This window comes from Roseobacter sp. FCG-D35 (assembly GCF_033436665.1).
Lineage (GTDB): Bacteria > Pseudomonadota > Alphaproteobacteria > Rhodobacterales > Rhodobacteraceae > JAWQFO01.
In genome coordinates, this window is sequence record NZ_JAWQFO010000016.1 from 1 (window position 1) to 19,872 (window position 19,872).

The following is a 19,872-nucleotide window of genomic DNA, read 5'->3' on the forward strand; positions in this document are numbered from 1 at the left end:
CATCCGCGAAGGCGGCCGCACCGTCGGCGCCGGCGTCGTCTCCAAGATCACCAAGTAAGCCCGCGGGCTTTCACGGCCGGCGTCAGACTGGGCCGGAAGATCAGCGAAGGGCCGCCCGACCGGGCGGCCCTTCTGCATTTGCAGGCGGGCTGCTATCAGCGGGCGAACGCCCGTATCCCTCGTTCAGACGTGCCGGAGACCAGATGACCAACCCGCGCGACATCCCTGCCTTTCCGACGCCGGACACGCGCCACCCAATAGCCTTGCCGGACGGGACTCAGCATGCCGGCACGGTGTTTCTTTCGGCCGTAGTCGCCCATCCGCGCATCGTCGTCGGCGATTACACCTACGCCAGCGCCCATCACCCGCCCGAGGACTGGGCAGCGCATCTGGCACCCTACCTCTACGACTTTTCGCCCGAGCGCCTGGTCATCGGGCGTTTCTGCCAGATAGCCGACGGGGCCGTCTTCATCACCGCCTCGGCCAACCATCGCCATGACGGGATCTCGACGTTTCCTTTTGCCGTGTTCGGTGGCGGCGACATGGCCGACCGCCCGTCGATGCCGGGGCCGGGCGCGGATACGATCGTGGGAAACGACGTCTGGATCGGGCAGGGCGCGCGCATCCTGCCGGGCGCGCGACTGGGGGACGGGGTCATCGTCGGCGCCGGTGCAGTGGTCGCCGGTGCGGTTCCCGACTACGCGGTCGTCGCCGGCAACCCGGCCCGTATCCTGCGCCTGCGTTTTCCGGAGCATGTCATCCAGCGGTTGTGCCGTCTGCAGTGGTGGGACTGGCCGATCGCGCACATCCTGGCCTGCGAGGCCGAGATTGCCGGCGCGGATATCGACGCCCTTGAACGCGCTGCGGCAAGCTGAGCAGCGCGCTTCGGGTCGCGGCATTGCGCCGCTCGCCGCGCGTGGCGACGAGCGGCGGGAATTGCCTGGGTTCCGGCAGGATTCCCCTTGAACCCGAACCCGTTTGCGACTACGCCATCCCGCGGTACAGGGGTTTAGCTCAGTCGGTAGAGCATCGGTCTCCAAAACCGAGGGTCGTGGGTTCGAGTCCCTCAGCCCCTGCCATATCCACCAGAACACGTTCGATATCGACGCGCTTCCGCGAAATGGCGTGGGGAATAGGGATCACGCCGTGACTGGTGGGTCGTGCGGGCCTTGACTATGCCGGGTCCGCCGAGGATTACCTGTGTCCGAGCAGACCGCCGCAAATCTCGGAGACCTTCATGCGCGTTTACCGCCCCCAGTCGTTTCAGAAATTCAAGCCTAAACTGCTGTGGGATCAGCGCAGATCGCAGATGATCGATGCACCCGACCAGGTCATCAACCGCATCCAGCGCGGCACAATGCATCACTATTGGAAGGGGGTCATGTGTAACAAGAATCCCTTCGACCTCGCGATCTACAGCCGCCTGATGTGGGATCTGAAACCGAAAACAATCATCGAGATCGGTTACAAGTTCGGCGGCAGCGCGCTCTGGTTCGCCGACCAGGCCGACGCGATGGGTCTGGGAACCAGGCTCTACTGCATCGATGTCGAGCAGCGTGAGGAGGTTTCCGACGACCGGATCGAGTTCGTGCACGGCAACGGGCGCAAGCTGGAGGAAACGCTGACACCGGAGGTGATCGCACGGTTGCCGCGCCCGTGGATGGTGATCGAGGACGCCGACCACCAGTACATCACATGTCTCAAGGTGCTCGAATTCTTCGCGCCGATCCTCCAGGAAGGTGACTACCTCTGCATGGAGGACGGGCTGGCCGATACCACGGGCAATGCCTGGAAGATCGAAGGCGGGCCGAACCGGGCCATCTACGAATACACCGCCGCGCACCCAGAAATCTACGAAGTGGATGCCGAGTATTGCGACTACTTCGGCAACAACATGACCTGGTGCACCAACGGATTTCTGCGGCGGAGCTCCGGGGCGGCCTGAAGCCGCGGCGGCCGGAGTATCGCCCCCTCGGTCGCCGGTGTCCCGGGACGGACACGCACCGGTTGCGGCGCGGAACGGTCACCGAACGGGCGCGCGATTGTTTCCCGGCCAGGCCGGGATCCGCAAAATGCCACATTGATTCCCATCTGTGGCCGGATTCCCGGCGCACGATCGTCGTCATCGTCCGAGCGCTCAGGATTGGACCGACCCGGGGGGAACGCATGAAGGACACAGACACGCAGCAGGTGAAGATTTCGACGGATGCCGATCTGCTCGCGATCCGCAAGCTTATCGCGGAAGAACCCGTGGCGCCGAAAACCTCCCGGCGCCCGAAAGCGCCTGACCCCGAAGCGATCCAAAAGGTCGCGGCGATCGTGCGCGAAAAGCATTTCGAGAAACGCGGCGCCGGCGGGCCAGGAAACGACATCCGGACACCATCGGCCGAGACTGCGGTTTCGAGCCGTCCGGTGGCGGACCGGCCGTCGCCCGCCGTTCAAGACGAAACAAACGCCGGGTTTCGTTCGCATCCCGAGGCCGGCCGACGGATGCGCTTGCTGCAGAGGATCCGAGACCTCCAGCCGCCGCAGGCCCGGCGGGTCATCTGGGCCGCGCTGTTGTTCATCGCGATCATCAAGCCGTGGCTTACGCTCTTTCTCGTCGTCGTATCGATCGTAGCGATCGGCTGGACGCTGCTGACGCTCGGGTCCGATCGCTTCTGGGCATCGGTCCTGTCGATCATCAACCGCATCGGCCGCACCCGCCCGGCCCGCGCACAACTGCTGCGACGCAAGCTCGATGCCATTGCGATGCGCTGGGACGTCGTGCTCGACCACCTGCCGGAGCGCTGGGTGGAAGATCTCTACATGCCGGATTTCGTCGCAATCAGCCAGGCCGACGCCCGACACGAGGCGGCCGTGTCCTCGCGGCTCGACCGGCTGCGCGACGAGACCGCCTTCTCGGCCTGATCGCACAACGCACGGCGCGCCAGATCCGGCCTTGAATTCGGGCGGCGGGGCGGTTATGTGGCCTGAACCGCGAAACCGCAGGACATCTATCCATGGCGACGACCAATCCGCTTCAGTTCATCCAGCAGGTCCGTACCGAGGTCTCGAAGGTCGTCTGGCCGACCCGGCGCGAGGTCATGCTGACGACGGTTATGGTCTTCATCCTCGCCGCGCTGACAGCGGTGTTCTTCGCGACGGTCGACATCATCATACGTGGCGGGCTGCAGGCGCTGCTGGGCTTCTTCGGCTAGGCATGGCTGCTGGGGCGAAAATCGCCCCGACCCCCTTGAAACATCGGGCATCGCGGAGTAAGCCGCACACCTGACCTGAGCAGGGGCGTGCGGCGATTCGTGTTGCGCGCCGATTTTTTGTTCAGTCTCGGCGGGCCAAGTGTCTGATAAATGAGCAGAATTTGGTGTGGGCTCGGCCCGCGCTGCAAGACGGGAACCTAGGTTCAAATGGCAAAACGCTGGTATTCGGTCTCTGTCCTGTCGAACTTCGAGAAGAAGATCGCGGAACAAATCAAGGCCTCGGTGGCCGAGCAGGGACTTGAAGAGCAGATCGACGAGGTGCTGGTGCCCACCGAAGAGGTGATCGAGGTGCGGCGCGGCAAGAAGGTGACGACCGAGCGGCGCTTCATGCCCGGCTACGTGCTGGTGCATATGGAAATGTCCGACCAGGGCTATCATCTCGTTAACTCGATTAACCGCGTGACCGGCTTTCTCGGACCGCAGGGGCGGCCGATGCCGATGCGCGATGCCGAGGTGAACGCGATTCTGAACCGGGTTCAGGAAGGCGAAGAAGCCCCGCGCACGCTCATCCACTTCGAGGTGGGCGAGAAGGTCAAGGTGGCCGACGGTCCGTTCGAGGACTTCGACGGCATGATCGAGGAAGTCGACGAGGACAACCAGCGCCTGAAGGTGTCGGTTTCGATCTTCGGCCGCGAGACGCCGGTCGAGTTGGAATTCACCCAGGTCAACAAACAGGCCTGAGGCGAGCGCCGGGGTGACCCGGCAGGACGTGGGAGGCAAGGGGGCCGCGGCACCCGGACCGGACCACGGCAACACGGGCAGGTCGCGGACCTGCCGAAAAGGCCAAGCCGGCGCGCCGGTGCGGTGTTGAGAAAAGGAGATGGCCAATGGCCAAGAAAAAAGTCGGCAGCCTGAAGCTGCAAGTTCCGGCCGGACAGGCCAATCCGTCGCCCCCCGTGGGCCCCGCTCTCGGTCAGCGCGGCATCAACATTATGGAATTCTGCAAGGCTTTCAACGCCAAGACGCAGGAAATGGAGCCGGGCGCGCCTTGCCCGACCGTGATCACCTACTATCAGGACAAGTCCTTCACGATGGACATCAAGACGCCGCCGGCGTCCTACTACCTGAAGAAGGCGGCCAAGGTGAAGAGCGGCGCCAAGACGCCGAGCCGCGAAACCATCGGCACTGTGACCGCGGCACAGGTCCGCGAGATCGCCGAAGCGAAAATGAAGGATCTCAACGCCAACGACATCGAAGGCGCAATGCAGATCATCCTGGGCTCGGCCCGGTCCATGGGCATCGAGGTACGGTAAGATGGGTAAGTTGGGAAAGCGCGCAAAGGCGCAGCGTGAAGCGTTCGAAGGCAAGGAAAACCTGTCGGTCGAGGACGCGGTGTCGCTCATCAAGTCGCAGTCGAACGTCAAGTTCGACGAGACCATGGAAATCGCGATGAACCTCGGCGTCGATCCGCGCCACGCGGACCAGATGGTGCGCGGCGTGGTCGGTCTGCCGAACGGCACCGGCAAGACGGTGCGCGTCGCCGTGTTCGCCCGTGGCGCCAAGGCTGACGAGGCCAAGGAAGCCGGTGCGGATATCGTCGGGGCCGAGGATCTGATGGAGACCGTTCAGGGCGGCAAGATCGAGTTCGATCGCTGCATCGCCACGCCGGACATGATGCCGATCGTCGGCCGTCTCGGCAAGGTGCTGGGCCCGCGCAACCTGATGCCGAACCCCAAGGTCGGCACGGTTACCATGGACGTGGCCCAGGCCGTCGCCGCCGCCAAGGGCGGTGAGGTCCAGTTCAAGGCAGAGAAAGCCGGTGTCGTGCACGCCGGCGTCGGCAAAGTGTCCTTCGACGAGGCCAAGCTGGTCGAGAACATCCGCGCCTTCATCTCGGCCGTGGCCAAGGCCAAACCGACGGGTGCTAAAGGCACCTACATGAAGAAAATCTCGCTGTCCTCGACCATGGGTCCGGGCGTCAGCGTTTCGGTCGAGAACGCCGCGACCGAATGAATTTGCGCGGCGGGTCGACCCCGCCGCGCACACGAAATCCGGCAGGTTCGCTTGCCGGATGGGCAGGATCGGAAGACCCTGCCTCTGTCCGAGACGGAGGGTGAGGCGCAAGTCTCATAATTCCTTCCCGAGATGGGAAACGCGAAAATTCCGACCTTCGGGCGGTTTTGGACCGGGACCCTGAATTGGACCCGAACGGTTTCGAAGTTCGCTTCGGAATCAAACTGAGCCGGGGTTGCGCAAGCGCCCCACTTTTGGAGTGAAACTGTGGATAGAGCCCAGAAAGAACAGCTGGTCGATGAACTCGGCCAGATCTTTGAAAGCTCTGGCGTCGTAGTGGTCAGCCACTACGCCGGTCTGACAGTTGCCGAGATGCAGGATCTCCGCGCGCGCGCACGCGCCGCGGGCGGAGCCGTGCGTGTTGCCAAAAACAGGCTCGCCAAGATCGCCCTTGAGGGGAAGCCATGCGCAAGCATCGCCGAACTTCTGACGGGTATGACCGTTCTGACCTTCTCCGAGGACCCCGTGGCAGCAGCCAAGGTGGCCCAGGACTACGCCAAAGAGAACTCGAAATTCGAGATTCTCGGCGGTGCGATGGGTGAGAACGCGTTGGATCCGGCCGGTGTCGAGTCCGTGTCGAAAATGCCGTCGCGCGAGGAGCTTATCGCTACCATCGCAGGCATGATCGGCGCACCTGCCTCGAACATTGCCGGAGCCATTGGCGCCCCTGCAAGCAACATCGCATCCATCTTGTCCACCATCGAGGACAAGGCGGCTGCCTGAAGCAACGTCAAGCCGGCGTCTGGTTGAACACGGACGTTGGAACACACATATCGTAACGGAAAGAGCTGAACATGGCTGATCTGAAGAAACTGGCAGAAGAGATCGTCGGTCTGACCCTGCTGGAAGCACAAGAACTGAAAACCATCCTCAAGGACGAGTACGGCATCGAGCCCGCAGCAGGCGGCGCAGTGATGATGGCCGGCCCGGCCGGCGACGCCGCAGGTGCCGCAGAGGAAGAGAAGACCGAATTCGACGTCGTTCTGAAGAACGCCGGCGCGTCCAAGATCAACGTGATCAAGGAAGTGCGCGGAATCACCGGTCTGGGCCTTAAAGAAGCCAAGGACCTGGTCGAAGCCGGCGGCAAGATCAAGGAAGGCGTCGACAAGGCCGAAGCGGAAGAGATCAAGGGCAAGCTGGAAGCAGCTGGCGCCGAGGTCGAGCTGGCGTAAGCCGGCGGCAGGGGCACGGGCCCGCAGGTCCGTGCAGGGTGCATGCCTGGCATCCGCCCCGCCCCAAAAATCGAGGCTGGATCCGGGAATTCCGGGTCCAGCCTAGCATGTCTTGGCAAGGGCCCTTCGCGAAGGACCTTTTCCAGGATGTGGTTCGAAGGTCGGGAGGCCGCCGGTGGGACGGTGGCCACGAATGGACCGGAACGCATCGTCTCGTATGGGCAGGACGCCGTGGCCCGACGGCAGACCTGACCGGTGAGAACTCTGAAAGGTGACACCTGACATGGCGCAATCCTACCTTGGCCAGAAACGTCTTCGCAAGTACTACGGCAAGATCCGCGAAGTGCTGGAGATGCCGAACCTCATCGAGGTCCAGAAATCTTCCTACGACCTGTTCCTGAACTCCGGGGACGCCGAAGTGCCGACCGACGGCGAAGGCATTGCCGGCGTTTTCCAGTCGGTCTTTCCGATCAAGGATTTCAACGAGACCTCGGTGCTTGAGTACGTGAAGTACGAGCTTGAGAAGCCGAAGTACGACGTCGAGGAATGCCAGCAGCGCGACATGACCTATTCGGCGCCGCTGAAGGTCACCCTGCGCCTGATCGTGTTCGATGTCGACGAGGACACCGGCGCCAAGTCCGTCAAGGACATCAAGGAGCAGGACGTATTCATGGGCGACATGCCCCTGATGACCCCGAACGGCACCTTCGTGGTCAACGGCACCGAGCGGGTCATCGTTTCCCAGATGCACCGCAGCCCGGGCGTGTTCTTCGACCATGACAAGGGCAAGACCCACTCCTCGGGCAAGCTTCTCTTTGCCTGCCGGATCATCCCCTATCGCGGTTCCTGGCTCGACTTCGAGTTCGACGCCAAGGACATCGTTTTCGCGCGCATCGACCGCCGCCGGAAGCTGCCGGTGACGACCCTGCTCTATGCCCTCGGCATGGACCAGGAAGCGATCATGGACGCCTACTACAAGACCGTGACTTACACGCACAAGGACAAGGGCTGGGTCGCCCCGTTCTTCCCCGAGCGTGTGCGCGGCACCCGTCCGACGTACGACCTGGTCGACGCCAAGACCGGCGAAGTCCTGTTCGAGAAGGGCAAGAAGGTCACGCCGCGCGCGGTCAAGCAACTGATCGACGAAGGCAAGGTCACCGAGCTTCTGCTGCCCTTCGAGCACATCGTGGGCAAGTTCGCGGCCAAGGACATCATCAACGAGGAAACCGGCGCGATCTATGTCGAGGCCGGGGACGAGCTGACGCTGGAATACGACCGCGACGGTACGCTGATCGGCGGTTCGGCCAAGGAATTGCTCGACGCGGGCGTGACCGAGATCCCGGTGCTCGACATCGACAACGTCAATGTCGGTCCGTACATGCGCAACACCATGGCGCAGGACAAGAACATGAACCGCGAAACCGCGCTCATGGACATCTACCGCGTCATGCGCCCGGGCGAGCCGCCCACCGTCGAGGCGGCTTCCGCGCTCTTCGATACGCTGTTCTTCGACGCCGAGCGCTATGATCTCTCGGCCGTGGGCCGTGTGAAGATGAACATGCGTCTCGACCTCGACGCGCCGGATACCATGCGCACGCTGCGCCGCGAGGACATCGTGGCCTGCGTGAAGGCGCTGGTCGACCTGCGTGACGGGCGTGGCGAAATCGACGACATCGACCACCTCGGCAACCGCCGGGTACGGTCTGTCGGCGAGCTGATGGAGAACCAGTACCGCGTCGGCCTGCTGCGGATGGAGCGCGCGATCAAGGAGCGGATGTCCTCGGTCGAGATCGACACGGTGATGCCGCAGGACCTGATCAACGCAAAGCCGGCGGCGGCCGCGGTGCGCGAGTTCTTCGGCTCGAGCCAGCTGTCGCAGTTCATGGACCAGACCAACCCGCTGTCGGAAGTCACCCATAAGCGGCGCCTCTCGGCGCTCGGGCCGGGCGGCCTGACGCGCGAACGCGCGGGCTTCGAGGTGCGCGACGTGCACCCGACCCACTACGGTCGGATGTGCCCGATCGAGACACCGGAAGGCCCGAACATCGGCCTGATCAACAGCCTCGCGACCTTTGCGCGGGTGAACAAGTACGGCTTCATCGAAACGCCCTACCGCAAGGTCGAGAACGCGCAGGTGACCGACGAGGTCCACTACATGTCCGCGACCGAGGAAATGCGGCACACGGTGGCGCAGGCCAACGCGACGCTGGACGCCGAAGGGCGGTTCATCAACGATCTCGTCTCGACCCGGCAGTCGGGCGACTACACGCTTGCGCCGCGCGAAAGCGTCGACCTGATCGACGTGTCGCCGAAGCAGCTGGTCTCGGTGGCGGCCTCGCTGATCCCGTTCCTCGAGAACGACGACGCCAACCGCGCGCTGATGGGCTCGAACATGCAACGCCAGGCGGTTCCGCTGTTGCAGGCCGAGGCGCCGCTGGTCGGCACCGGGATCGAGGAAGTCGTGGCACGCGACTCGGGTGCGGCCATCATGGCGCGCCGCGGCGGGATCATCGACCAAGTCGATGCCCAGCGGATCGTGATCCGGGCCACCGAGGACCTCGAGCTGGGCGATGCGGGCGTCGACATCTACCGCATGCGCAAGTTCCAGCGTTCCAACCAGAACACCTGCATCAACCAGCGTCCGCTGGTGAAAGTGGGCGATACGGTGGTGAAGGGCCAGGTCGTGGCCGACGGTCCGTCGACCGACATGGGGGAACTGGCGCTCGGCAAGAACGTCATCGTCGCCTTCATGCCGTGGAACGGCTACAACTACGAGGACTCGATCCTGATTTCCGAGCGCATCGCGCGTGACGACGTCTTCACCTCGATCCACATCGAGGAATTCGAGGTCGCCGCCCGTGACACCAAGCTCGGGCCGGAAGAGATCACCCGCGACATCCCCAACGTCGGTGAGGAAGCGCTGCGCAACCTCGACGAGGCGGGCATCGTGTACATCGGCGCCGACGTCGAGCCGGGCGACATCCTCGTGGGCAAGATCACCCCGAAAGGCGAAAGCCCGATGACGCCGGAAGAGAAGCTTCTGCGCGCCATCTTCGGCGAAAAGGCCTCGGACGTGCGCGACACGTCGCTGCGGGTGAAGCCGGGCGATTTCGGCACGGTCGTCGAGGTCCGCGTCTTCAACCGCCACGGCGTCGACAAGGACGAGCGTGCGCTGCAGATCGAGCGGGAAGAGGTCGAGCGTCTGGCCCGTGACAGGGACGACGAACTCGCGATCCTCGATCGCAACATCTATGCGCGTCTCAAGTCGATGATCCTCGGCAAGACCGCCGTGAAAGGCCCCAAGGGCGTCAAGGCGAACTCCGAGATCACCGAGGACCTGCTCGAGAGCCTGAGCCGCGGCCAGTGGTGGCAGCTCGCGCTCAAGGACGAGGCCGACGCCCAGGTGGTCGAGGCCCTGAACGAGCAGTACGAGATCCAGAAGCGCGCGCTCAACAACCGCTTCGAGGACAAGGTCGAGAAGGTGCGCCGGGGCGACGACCTGCCGCCGGGCGTGATGAAGATGGTCAAGGTCTTCGTCGCGGTGAAGCGCAAGCTGCAGCCGGGCGACAAGATGGCCGGACGTCACGGCAACAAGGGCGTGATCTCGAAGGTGGTCCCGATGGAGGACATGCCGTTCCTCGCGGACGGCACGCCGGTCGACTTCTGTCTTAACCCGCTGGGCGTGCCGTCGCGCATGAACGTCGGGCAGATCCTCGAGACCCACATGGGCTGGGCCGCGCGCGGTCTCGGTCTCAAGGTCGACGACGCGCTGCAGGAGTTCCGTCGCTCGGGGGATCTGACCCCGGTGCGCGAGGCGCTGCAGCATGCCTATGGCGACGATGTCTACGAGGAAGGCCTCAGCGGCATGGACGAAGAGGTGCTCGTGGAAGCGGCGGACAACGTCACGCGCGGCGTGCCGATCGCGACGCCGGTCTTTGACGGCGCCAAGGAGTCGGACGTGGACGACGCGCTCAAGCGGGCCGGCTTCGACGTCTCGGGGCAGTCGATCCTCTTCGACGGCCGCACCGGCGAGCAGTTCGCGCGCCCGGTCACGGTTGGCGTGAAGTACCTGCTGAAGCTGCACCACCTGGTGGACGACAAGATCCACGCGCGTTCCACGGGCCCCTACAGCCTCGTGACCCAGCAGCCGCTGGGCGGCAAGGCGCAGTTCGGCGGCCAGCGTTTCGGGGAAATGGAGGTCTGGGCTCTCGAAGCTTACGGTGCCGCCTACACCCTGCAGGAAATGCTGACCGTGAAGTCGGACGACGTGGCGGGACGGACGAAAGTCTACGAAAGCATCGTCAAGGGCGAGGACAACTTCGAAGCGGGCATTCCCGAGAGCTTCAACGTGCTCGTCAAGGAAGTGCGCGGCCTCGGCCTGAACATGGAACTCCTGGATGCCGAGGAAGACGAATAACGGAAACCGCGCGGGGCGTGCGAAAGCCGCCCCGCCGTTCCCGTCTTCCAACGCTCCCCTTTCAAGGATTTGAAAATGAACCAGGAACTGACAAACAACCCGTTCAACCCGCTCACGCCGCCGAAGGTCTTCGACGAGATCAAGGTCTCGCTGGCCTCGCCCGAGCGGATCCTGAGCTGGTCGTTCGGCGAGATCAAGAAGCCCGAGACGATCAACTACCGTACGTTCAAACCCGAGCGTGACGGCCTTTTCTGCGCGCGTATCTTCGGGCCGATCAAGGACTACGAGTGTCTGTGCGGCAAGTACAAGCGCATGAAGTACCGCGGCGTCGTCTGCGAGAAGTGCGGCGTGGAAGTCACGCTGCAGAAGGTCCGGCGCGAGCGCATGGGCCACATCGAGCTGGCCTCGCCGGTGGCGCATATCTGGTTCCTCAAGTCGCTGCCCTCGCGCATCGGCCTGATGCTGGACATGACCCTGCGCGACCTGGAACGCGTGCTCTACTTCGAAAACTACGTCGTCATCGAGCCGGGTCTCACCGACCTGCAATACGGCCAGATGCTGACCGAAGAAGAGTACATGGACGCCCAGGACGCCTATGGCATGGACGCGTTCACTGCGAACATCGGCGCCGAGGCGATCCGCGAGATGCTGTCGGCCATCGACCTCGAGGCCGAGGCTGAGCAGCTGCGCGCCGATCTGGCCGAAGCGACCGGGGAACTGAAGCCCAAGAAGATCATCAAGCGTCTGAAAGTCGTCGAATCCTTCCTCGAATCCGGCAACCGCCCGGAGTGGATGGTGATGACCGTCATTCCGGTTATCCCGCCGGAACTGCGCCCCCTGGTCCCGCTCGACGGTGGCCGGTTCGCGACGTCGGACCTCAACGATCTCTACCGCCGGGTGATCAACCGGAACAACCGTCTCAAGCGGCTCATCGAGCTGCGCGCACCTGACATCATCGTGCGCAACGAGAAGCGGATGCTGCAGGAATCGGTCGACGCGCTGTTCGACAACGGCCGCCGCGGCCGCGTCATCACCGGCGCCAACAAGCGCCCGCTGAAGTCGCTGTCGGACATGCTCAAGGGCAAGCAGGGCCGGTTCCGCCAGAACCTGCTCGGCAAGCGCGTGGACTTCTCGGGCCGTTCGGTCATCGTGACCGGTCCCGAGCTCAAGCTGCACCAGTGCGGTCTGCCGAAGAAGATGGCGCTCGAGCTTTTCAAGCCGTTCATCTATTCGCGGCTCGAGGCCAAGGGGCTGTCGAGCACGGTCAAGCAGGCCAAAAAGCTGGTCGAGAAGGAGCGTCCGGAAGTCTGGGACATCCTCGACGAGGTGATCCGCGAGCACCCGGTGATGCTGAACCGCGCACCGACTCTGCACCGTCTCGGGATCCAGGCCTTCGAGCCCACGCTGATCGAAGGCAAGGCGATCCAGCTGCACCCGCTGGTCTGCTCGGCCTTCAACGCCGACTTCGACGGCGACCAGATGGCCGTGCACGTGCCGCTCTCGCTCGAGGCGCAACTCGAGGCGCGCGTCCTGATGATGTCGACGAACAACGTTCTGTCGCCGGCCAACGGCGCGCCGATCATCGTGCCGTCGCAGGACATGATCCTCGGTCTCTACTACACCACGCTCGAGCGTGAAGGCATGCCCGGCGAAGGCATGGTCTTCTCCTCGGTCGAGGAGGTGCAGCACGCACTCGATTCCGGGACCGTGCACCTGCACACCAAGATCACCGCGCGGATCCTGCAGATCGACGACGAAGGCAACGAGGTCACCAAGCGTTACGAGACGACGCCCGGCCGGGTACGTCTGGGTGCGCTGCTGCCGCTCAACGCCAAGGCACCGTTCGACCTGGTGAACCGTCTGCTGCGCAAGAAGGAAGTGCAGCAGGTCATCGACACCGTCTACCGCTACTGCGGCCAGAAGGAATCGGTGATCTTCTGCGACCAGATCATGACGATGGGCTTCCGCGAGGCGTTCAAGGCCGGGATTTCCTTCGGCAAGGACGACATGCTGATCCCCGACACCAAATGGCCGATCGTCGAAGAGACGCGCGAGCAGGTGAAGGATTTCGAACAGCAGTACATGGACGGCCTGATCACCCAGGGCGAGAAGTACAACAAGGTCGTGGACGCCTGGTCGAAGTGTAACGACAAGGTGACCCAGGCCATGATGGACGCGATCTCGGCCAAGACCAAGGACGACGCCGGTGCAGAAACCGAGCCGAACTCGGTCTACATGATGGCGCATTCCGGTGCGCGGGGCTCGGTCACGCAGATGAAACAGCTCGGTGGGATGCGCGGCCTGATGGCCAAGCCGAACGGCGATATCATCGAGACGCCGATCATCTCGAACTTCAAGGAAGGCCTGACGGTGCTCGAGTACTTCAACTCCACCCACGGCGCCCGGAAGGGTCTGTCGGACACCGCGCTCAAGACCGCGAACTCGGGCTACCTGACGCGCCGTCTCGTCGACGTGGCACAGGACTGCATCGTGCGCATGCACGACTGCGGCACCGAGACCTCGATCGTGGCCTCGGCTGCGGTCAACGACGGCGAAGTCGTGGCCTCGCTCTCCGAGCGGATGCTGGGGCGGGTCGTGGCAGAGGACATCCTGCGTCCGGGCTCGGACGAGGTGATGGTCTCGGCCGGGTCGCTGGTCGACGAACGCATGGCAGACGCGATCGAGGAGGCCGGCGTGCAGTCGGCGCGGATCCGGTCGCCGCTGACCTGCGAGGCCGAGGAAGGCGTTTGCGCGATGTGCTATGGGCGTGACCTCGCACGCGGCACGCTGGTCAACCAGGGCGAGGCCGTGGGCATCATCGCGGCCCAGTCCATCGGTGAACCCGGCACCCAGCTGACGATGCGGACCTTCCACATCGGCGGCGTCGCACAGGGTGGCCAGCAGTCCTTCCTCGAGGCCAGTGCCGCCGGCACCGTGGTCTACGAGAATGCGCAGACCATCGAGAACGCGTCGGGCGAGATCCTCGTGATCGGCCGCAACATGAAGCTGTTGATCAACGACGAGAACGGGCAGGAGCGGTCGAGCCACAAGATCGGTTACGGCACCAAGCTGTTCGTGACCGAGGGTCAGAAGGTCGAGCGCGGCGACAAACTCTTCGAGTGGGACCCCTACACGCTGCCGATCATCACCGAGAAATCGGGGACGACGCGGTTCGTGGACCTCGTGTCGGGGATCGCGGTCAAGGACGAGACCGACGAAGCCACCGGCATGACCCAGAAGATCGTGATCGACTGGCGTGCGGCTCCGAAGGGCAACGAGCTCAAGCCCGAGATCATCCTGGTGGATGGCGAGGGCGAGCCGGTGCGCAACGAGCAGGGCAACCCGGTCACCTACCCGATGTCTGTGGACGCGATCCTGTCGGTCGAAGACGGCCAGGACATCAAGGCCGGCGACGTCGTCGCGCGGATCCCGCGCGAAGGTGCGAAGACCAAGGACATCACCGGCGGTCTGCCGCGGGTGGCGGAACTTTTCGAGGCGCGTCGCCCGAAGGATCACGCCATCATCGCGGAAATCGACGGGTACGTCCGGTACGGCAAGGACTACAAGAACAAGCGCCGTATCGCGATCGAGAGCTCGGAAGACCCGGATCTCAAGATCGAGTACATGGTGCCCAAGGGCAAGCACATCCCGGTGGCCGAAGGCGACTTCGTTCAGAAGGGCGACTTCATCATGGACGGCAACCCCGCGCCGCATGACATCCTTGCCATCATGGGTGTCGAAGCGCTGGCCGACTACATGATCGACGAGGTGCAGGACGTCTATCGTCTGCAGGGCGTGAAGATCAACGACAAGCACATCGAGGTCATCGTCCGGCAAATGCTGCAGAAGTGGGAAGTCCAGGAGAGCGGCGACACGACGCTTCTCAAGGGCGAACACGTCGACAAGCAGGAATTCGACCAGGCCAACGAGAAGGCGGTCGCCAAGGGCGGTCGTCCCGCGCAGGGCGAACCGATCCTGCTGGGCATCACCAAGGCGTCGCTGCAGACCCGCAGCTTCATCTCGGCTGCGTCCTTCCAGGAAACCACCCGCGTGCTCACCGAGGCATCGGTGCAGGGCAAGGTGGATCGCCTGGTCGGGCTCAAGGAGAACGTCATCGTCGGCCGATTGATCCCGGCGGGCACCGGTGGCGCGACCATGAAGGTGCGTCGCGTGGCCCAGGACCGCGACAACGTTGTGATCGACGCGCGCCGCGAAGAGGCCGAGGCGGCTGCCGCTCTGGCCGCGCCGACCGAGGACGACCTGTCCTCGGGCAACGACGCCTTCGAAACGGTGACGCTGGACGACGACAGCCGCGATTGATCGCAGTCTGAGTGAACAGATAAGCCCCCCCGCACCAGCCGGTGCGGGGGGCTTTTTTCTGCGCTCCGGCGACATGGCGCGGGTGTCGCGGCTTGCAACTTCCGGCGCGACACGCCATCCATCCGGCAACCCGTCCGAACCGGCGGGATCGCTCGAAGGACTTCGGACGTGCTTCCCAGAACCCAGTTCAATACCCGGCGCGCGGCCCAAACATCGCACGGGACGGGCCTGTCGCCGAACACGGCGGGCGCGCTGCTGATGATGGCCTCGATGGCCTGCTTCACGATCAACGACGCGATGGTGAAGGCGACGGCGGGCGAGGTGCCGCTGTTCCAGCTGCTCTTCATCCGCGGCGTGATCGCCTCGGTGCTGATCTACGCGATGGCGCGGTTGCGCGGGTCGCTGCGTGCCGCCGTGCCGCCCGGCGACCGACGTCTGATCGCCCTGCGCAGTCTGTCGGAAGTCGCGGCGGCCTATTTCTTTCTCTCGGCGCTGATGCAGATGCCGCTGGCCAACGTCTCGGCCGTCCTGCAGGCTTTGCCGCTGACGGTGACGCTGGCCTCGGCGCTGTTCTTCAACGAACCCGTCGGCTGGAAGCGCTGGACGGCGATCCTCGTCGGCTTCTGCGGTATGCTGCTGATCCTGCGGCCCGGTCCCGAGGGGTTCAGCATCTGGTCGATCTACGCCCTTCTGGCCGTGCTCAGCGTGACCGTGCGGGATCTCTGCGCGCGTCGCCTGTCGCCCGGCGTGCCCTCGATGACCGTGACGCTTGCCGCTTCGATCACTGTGACCGTCTGTGCCGGTCTCGCCTCTGCCACCACGCCCTGGTCGCCGGTGGGCTCGGTCAACGCGGCGCTGATCGCGGGGTCGGCTCTGTTCGTCGTCGGCGGGTACTTCTGCAGCGTGCAGGTCATGCGCAGCGGCGATGTCGCCTTCATCGCGCCGTTCCGCTACACCAGCCTGCTCTGGGCGCTGCTGCTGGGCTGGGTGATCTTCGGCGACTGGCCCGCGCCGCTGACCATGCTGGGCGCTGCGATCATCGTGGCCACCGGTCTCTTCACGCTCTACCGCGAGCGCAAGGTGGCGGCGGATTGAGCCACGTGGCGCAAATCGGTGCGTGACAGGACCGGATTTCGTGACGGCGTCCACAGGGGCTCGTGACGCTACGGACCGGCCGGGAGGTGCTGTTGACACCGTCTGCGACTCCCCTTATACGCGCGCTATCTCGGGGGTGGGGTACGTCTCACGCTCCGAAATCTGAACTGTAGTGGTCACGATCCGGCCTAATGCTGGCCCGATCCTCTGAATGCCCACCGCGTCGTTTCCTCGGTACGGAAACGGTTGCGGTTTTTTCGCTTTGCGGACGCGCAACGCGGACCTTTGTATCAACCGCATGGGGTTCGACCTCGTGCACACATATGTGAGCAACACGGGGAAAGAACCGGAATGCCAACGATCCAGCAGCTGATCCGCAAGCCGCGGCAGCCGAAAGTCAAACGCTCGAAGTCCATGCACCTGGAGCAGTGCCCGCAAAAGCGTGGCGTCTGCACCCGCGTGTACACCACGACGCCGAAGAAGCCGAACTCGGCCATGCGGAAGGTCGCCAAGGTGCGCCTGACCAATGGCTACGAGGTCATCTCCTATATCCCGGGCGAGAGCCACAACCTTCAGGAACACTCCGTCGTCCTGATCCGTGGCGGCCGGGTGAAAGACCTTCCGGGTGTGCGTTACCACATCCTGCGCGGCGTGCTCGACACTCAGGGCGTGAAAGACCGCAAGCAGCGCCGTTCGAAGTACGGCGCCAAGCGTCCGAAATAAGGAGAGACCAAGATGTCCCGTCGTCACGCCGCCGAGAAGCGCGAAGTCCTGCCGGACGCCAAGTATGGCGATCTGGTCCTGACCAAATTCATGAACAACCTGATGATCGACGGCAAGAAGTCGGTCGCAGAACGGATCGTCTACAACGCGATGACCCGCGTGGAAGACAAGATCAAGCGCGCACCGATCGAGGTGTTCCACGAAGCGCTCGACAACATCAAGCCGTCGGTCGAGGTTCGCTCGCGCCGGGTTGGTGGTGCCACCTACCAGGTGCCGGTCGAAGTGCGTCCCGAGCGCCGTGAGGCGCTGGCCATCCGCTGGCTGATCAAGGCCTCGCGCGCCCGCAACGAGAACACCATGGAAGAGCGCCTCGCGGGCGAGCTTCTGGACGCCGTTCAGAACCGCGGCACCGCGGTCAAGAAGCGCGAAGACACCCACAAGATGGCCGACGCCAACAAGGCGTTCAGCCACTACCGCTGGTAACCCGTTCAGGTTGCCTTTCCGGATGGGCCGCATGGGGCGGCCCGTCGCTTTCAAGGGCCATCATGGCCCGGCAACACTGACGCATACTTTCGAGGAAGCAGCCCAATGGCACGCGAATATCCGCTACAGCGCTACCGCAATTTCGGCATCATGGCCCATATCGACGCAGGTAAAACGACCTGCAGCGAACGGATCCTGTTCTACACCGGCAAGTCCCACAACATCGGCGAGGTGCACGATGGTGCGGCCACGATGGACTGGATGGAGCAGGAGCAGGAGCGTGGCATCACCATCACATCCGCTGCGACCACGACCTTCTGGCAGCGTCAGGAAGAGCCGACCAAGGACGGCACCTCCGACACCAAGTACCGCATGAACATCATCGACACGCCGGGCCACGTCGACTTCACCATCGAGGTCGAGCGTTCGCTTGCCGTGCTCGACGGTGCCGTTGCCGTTCTCGACGCCAACGCCGGTGTCGAGCCGCAGACCGAGACCGTCTGGCGCCAGGCCGACCGCTACAAAGTTCCGCGCATCGTCTTCGTCAACAAGATGGACAAGATCGGCGCCGACTTCTTTAACTGCGTGCGCATGATCAAGGATCGCACCGGTGCCACCCCGGCCCCGATCCAGATCCCGATCGGCGCCGAGAACGAGCTCGAAGGCATCATCGACCTGATCACCATGGAAGAGTGGGTCTGGCAGGGCGAGGACCTCGGTGCGTCCTGGGTCAAGCAGCCGATCCGCGACAGCCTCAAGGACCTGGCCGACGAGTGGCGCGCCAACCTCATCGAGAACGCCGTCGAAATGGACGACGACGCGATGGAAGCCTACCTCGAAGGCGAAGAGCCGGACACCGACACGCTGCGTAAGCTGATCCGCAAGGGCACGCTGGCCATCAAGTTCATCCCGGTTCTCTGTGGCTCGGCGTTCAAGAACAAGGGCGTGCAGCCGCTGCTCAACGCCGTGATCGACTACCTGCCGAGCCCGCTCGACGTGGTCGACTACATGGGCTTCAAGCCGGGCGACGAGACCGAGACCCGCAACATCGCGCGCCGCGCCGATGACGACATGCCGTTCGCCGGTCTTGCGTTCAAGATCATGAACGACCCGTTCGTCGGCTCGCTGACCTTCACCCGGATCTACTCGGGCGTGATGCGCAAGGGCGACAGCATCCTGAACTCGACCAAGGGCAAGAAAGAGCGCGTCGGTCGGATGATGATGATGCACTCGAACAACCGCGACGAGATCGACGAAGCCTTCGCGGGCGACATCATCGCACTGGCGGGTCTGAAGGACACCACCACCGGTGACACGCTCTGCGCGCAGAACGATCCGGTCGTCCTGGAAACCATGACCTTCCCGGACCCGGTGATCGAGATCGCCGTCGAGCCCAAGACCAAGGCCGACCAGGAGAAGATGTCCGCAGGCCTCGCGCGTCTTGCCGCCGAGGACCCGTCCTTCCGCGTCGAGACCGACCTCGAGTCGGGCCAGACCATCATGAAGGGCATGGGCGAACTGCACCTCGACATCCTCGTCGACCGCCTCAAGCGCGAGTTCAAGGTCGAGGCCAACATCGGTGCGCCGCAGGTGGCCTATCGCGAGACCGTTTCGCGCGAAGCCGAGATCACCTACACCCACAAGAAGCAGTCGGGCGGTTCGGGCCAGTTCGCCGAAGTGAAGATGATCATCACCCCGACCGAGCCGGGCGAAGGCTACTCCTTCGAAAGCCGCATCGTTGGTGGCGCGGTTCCGAAGGAATACATCCCCGGCGTCGAGAAGGGCATCAAGTCGGTCATGGACTCCGGTCCGTTGGCGGGCTTCCCGGTCATCGACTTCAAGGTGGCGCTGATCGACGGCAAGTTCCACGACGTGGACTCCAGCGTTCTGGCGTTCGAGATCGCGGCCCGCATGGGTATGCGCGAAGGCATGAAGAAGGCCGGCGCCAAGCTGCTCGAGCCGATCATGAAGGTCGAGGTCGTGACCCCGGAAGAGTACACCGGCGGCATCATCGGCGACCTGACCTCGCGTCGCGGCCAGGTTCAGGGGCAGGACACGCGCGGCAACGCGATCGCGATCGACGCCTTCGTGCCGCTGGCCAACATGTTCGGCTACATCAACACCCTGCGGTCGATGTCCTCGGGTCGTGCGAACTTCACCATGCAGTTCGACCACTACGAGCCGGTGCCGCAGAACATCTCGGACGAGATCCAGGCCAAGTTCGCCTGATGCAACATCGGCGCCCCGTTCCGACGGGGCGCCACCCAGGAAATTGGCCCGAGGGCCAGAAAAGAAACACTGCTGACAAAGGACATCAGACATGGCCAAGGCAAAGTTTGAACGCACGAAACCGCACGTGAACATCGGGACGATCGGTCACGTTGACCAC

The 19,872-nt window shown here is 63.8% G+C and carries 15 protein-coding genes and 1 tRNA gene; all 16 read left to right on the forward strand.

From position 1 onward, the window contains the following. Positions 1-203: 203 nt before the first annotated feature. A complete protein-coding gene (locus R5H30_RS21535) occupies positions 204-875 on the forward strand; it encodes a CatB-related O-acetyltransferase (protein ID WP_318330832.1) in 672 nt (223 codons plus the stop codon). Between the two features lie 128 nt (positions 876-1,003). Continuing rightward, positions 1,004-1,079: transfer RNA gene (locus R5H30_RS21540), tRNA-Trp, on the forward strand. Between the two features lie 158 nt (positions 1,080-1,237). Next, entirely contained in the window at positions 1,238-1,945 is a 708-nt protein-coding gene (locus R5H30_RS21545; protein ID WP_318330833.1) for a CmcI family methyltransferase, read from the forward strand. 62 nt (positions 1,946-2,007) lie between these two features. Next, positions 2,008-2,910 carry a hypothetical protein gene (locus R5H30_RS21550; RefSeq protein ID WP_318330834.1) on the forward strand — a complete coding sequence of 301 codons (903 nt, stop codon included), beginning with the start codon at positions 2,008-2,010 and terminating at the stop codon, positions 2,908-2,910. Between the two features lie 92 nt (positions 2,911-3,002). Further along, positions 3,003-3,200, forward strand: a complete 198-nt coding sequence (gene secE / locus R5H30_RS21555) for a preprotein translocase subunit SecE (protein ID WP_318330835.1) — start codon at positions 3,003-3,005, stop codon at positions 3,198-3,200. A 207-nt stretch (positions 3,201-3,407) separates the two neighbouring features. After that, complete coding sequence (gene nusG / locus R5H30_RS21560; RefSeq protein ID WP_318330836.1) at positions 3,408-3,941, forward strand: transcription termination/antitermination protein NusG; 534 nt, start codon at positions 3,408-3,410, stop codon at positions 3,939-3,941. 146 nt (positions 3,942-4,087) lie between these two features. Further along, complete coding sequence (gene rplK / locus R5H30_RS21565) at positions 4,088-4,513, forward strand: 50S ribosomal protein L11 (protein ID WP_318330837.1); 426 nt, start codon at positions 4,088-4,090, stop codon at positions 4,511-4,513. Between the two features lies 1 nt (position 4,514). Beyond that, positions 4,515-5,213, forward strand: a complete 699-nt coding sequence (gene rplA, locus R5H30_RS21570) for a 50S ribosomal protein L1 (RefSeq protein ID WP_318330838.1) — start codon at positions 4,515-4,517, stop codon at positions 5,211-5,213. 267 nt (positions 5,214-5,480) lie between these two features. Continuing rightward, a complete protein-coding gene (gene rplJ / locus R5H30_RS21575; RefSeq protein ID WP_318330839.1) occupies positions 5,481-5,996 on the forward strand; it encodes a 50S ribosomal protein L10 in 516 nt (171 codons plus the stop codon). Between the two features lie 71 nt (positions 5,997-6,067). Further along, complete coding sequence (gene rplL, locus R5H30_RS21580) at positions 6,068-6,445, forward strand: 50S ribosomal protein L7/L12 (RefSeq protein WP_318330840.1); 378 nt, start codon at positions 6,068-6,070, stop codon at positions 6,443-6,445. 283 nt (positions 6,446-6,728) lie between these two features. Next, a complete protein-coding gene (gene rpoB / locus R5H30_RS21585) occupies positions 6,729-10,862 on the forward strand; it encodes a DNA-directed RNA polymerase subunit beta (protein WP_318330841.1) in 4,134 nt (1,377 codons plus the stop codon). A 75-nt stretch (positions 10,863-10,937) separates the two neighbouring features. Further along, on the forward strand, positions 10,938-15,182 hold the full coding sequence (rpoC, locus tag R5H30_RS21590) for a DNA-directed RNA polymerase subunit beta' (protein ID WP_318330842.1): 4,245 nt from the start codon (positions 10,938-10,940) through the stop codon (positions 15,180-15,182). A gap of 168 nt (positions 15,183-15,350) precedes the next feature. Then, complete coding sequence (locus R5H30_RS21595; protein WP_318330843.1) at positions 15,351-16,277, forward strand: DMT family transporter; 927 nt, start codon at positions 15,351-15,353, stop codon at positions 16,275-16,277. Between the two features lie 351 nt (positions 16,278-16,628). Next, the gene (gene rpsL / locus R5H30_RS21600) at positions 16,629-17,000 is read left to right on the forward strand and encodes a 30S ribosomal protein S12 (RefSeq protein WP_005980675.1); all 372 of its coding nucleotides are present in this window, start codon (positions 16,629-16,631) and stop codon (positions 16,998-17,000) included. Between the two features lie 12 nt (positions 17,001-17,012). Next, positions 17,013-17,483, forward strand: a complete 471-nt coding sequence (gene rpsG / locus R5H30_RS21605; protein ID WP_318330844.1) for a 30S ribosomal protein S7 — start codon at positions 17,013-17,015, stop codon at positions 17,481-17,483. Between the two features lie 105 nt (positions 17,484-17,588). Further along, complete coding sequence (gene fusA, locus R5H30_RS21610; RefSeq protein WP_318330845.1) at positions 17,589-19,712, forward strand: elongation factor G; 2,124 nt, start codon at positions 17,589-17,591, stop codon at positions 19,710-19,712. Positions 19,713-19,872 lie beyond the last annotated feature (160 nt).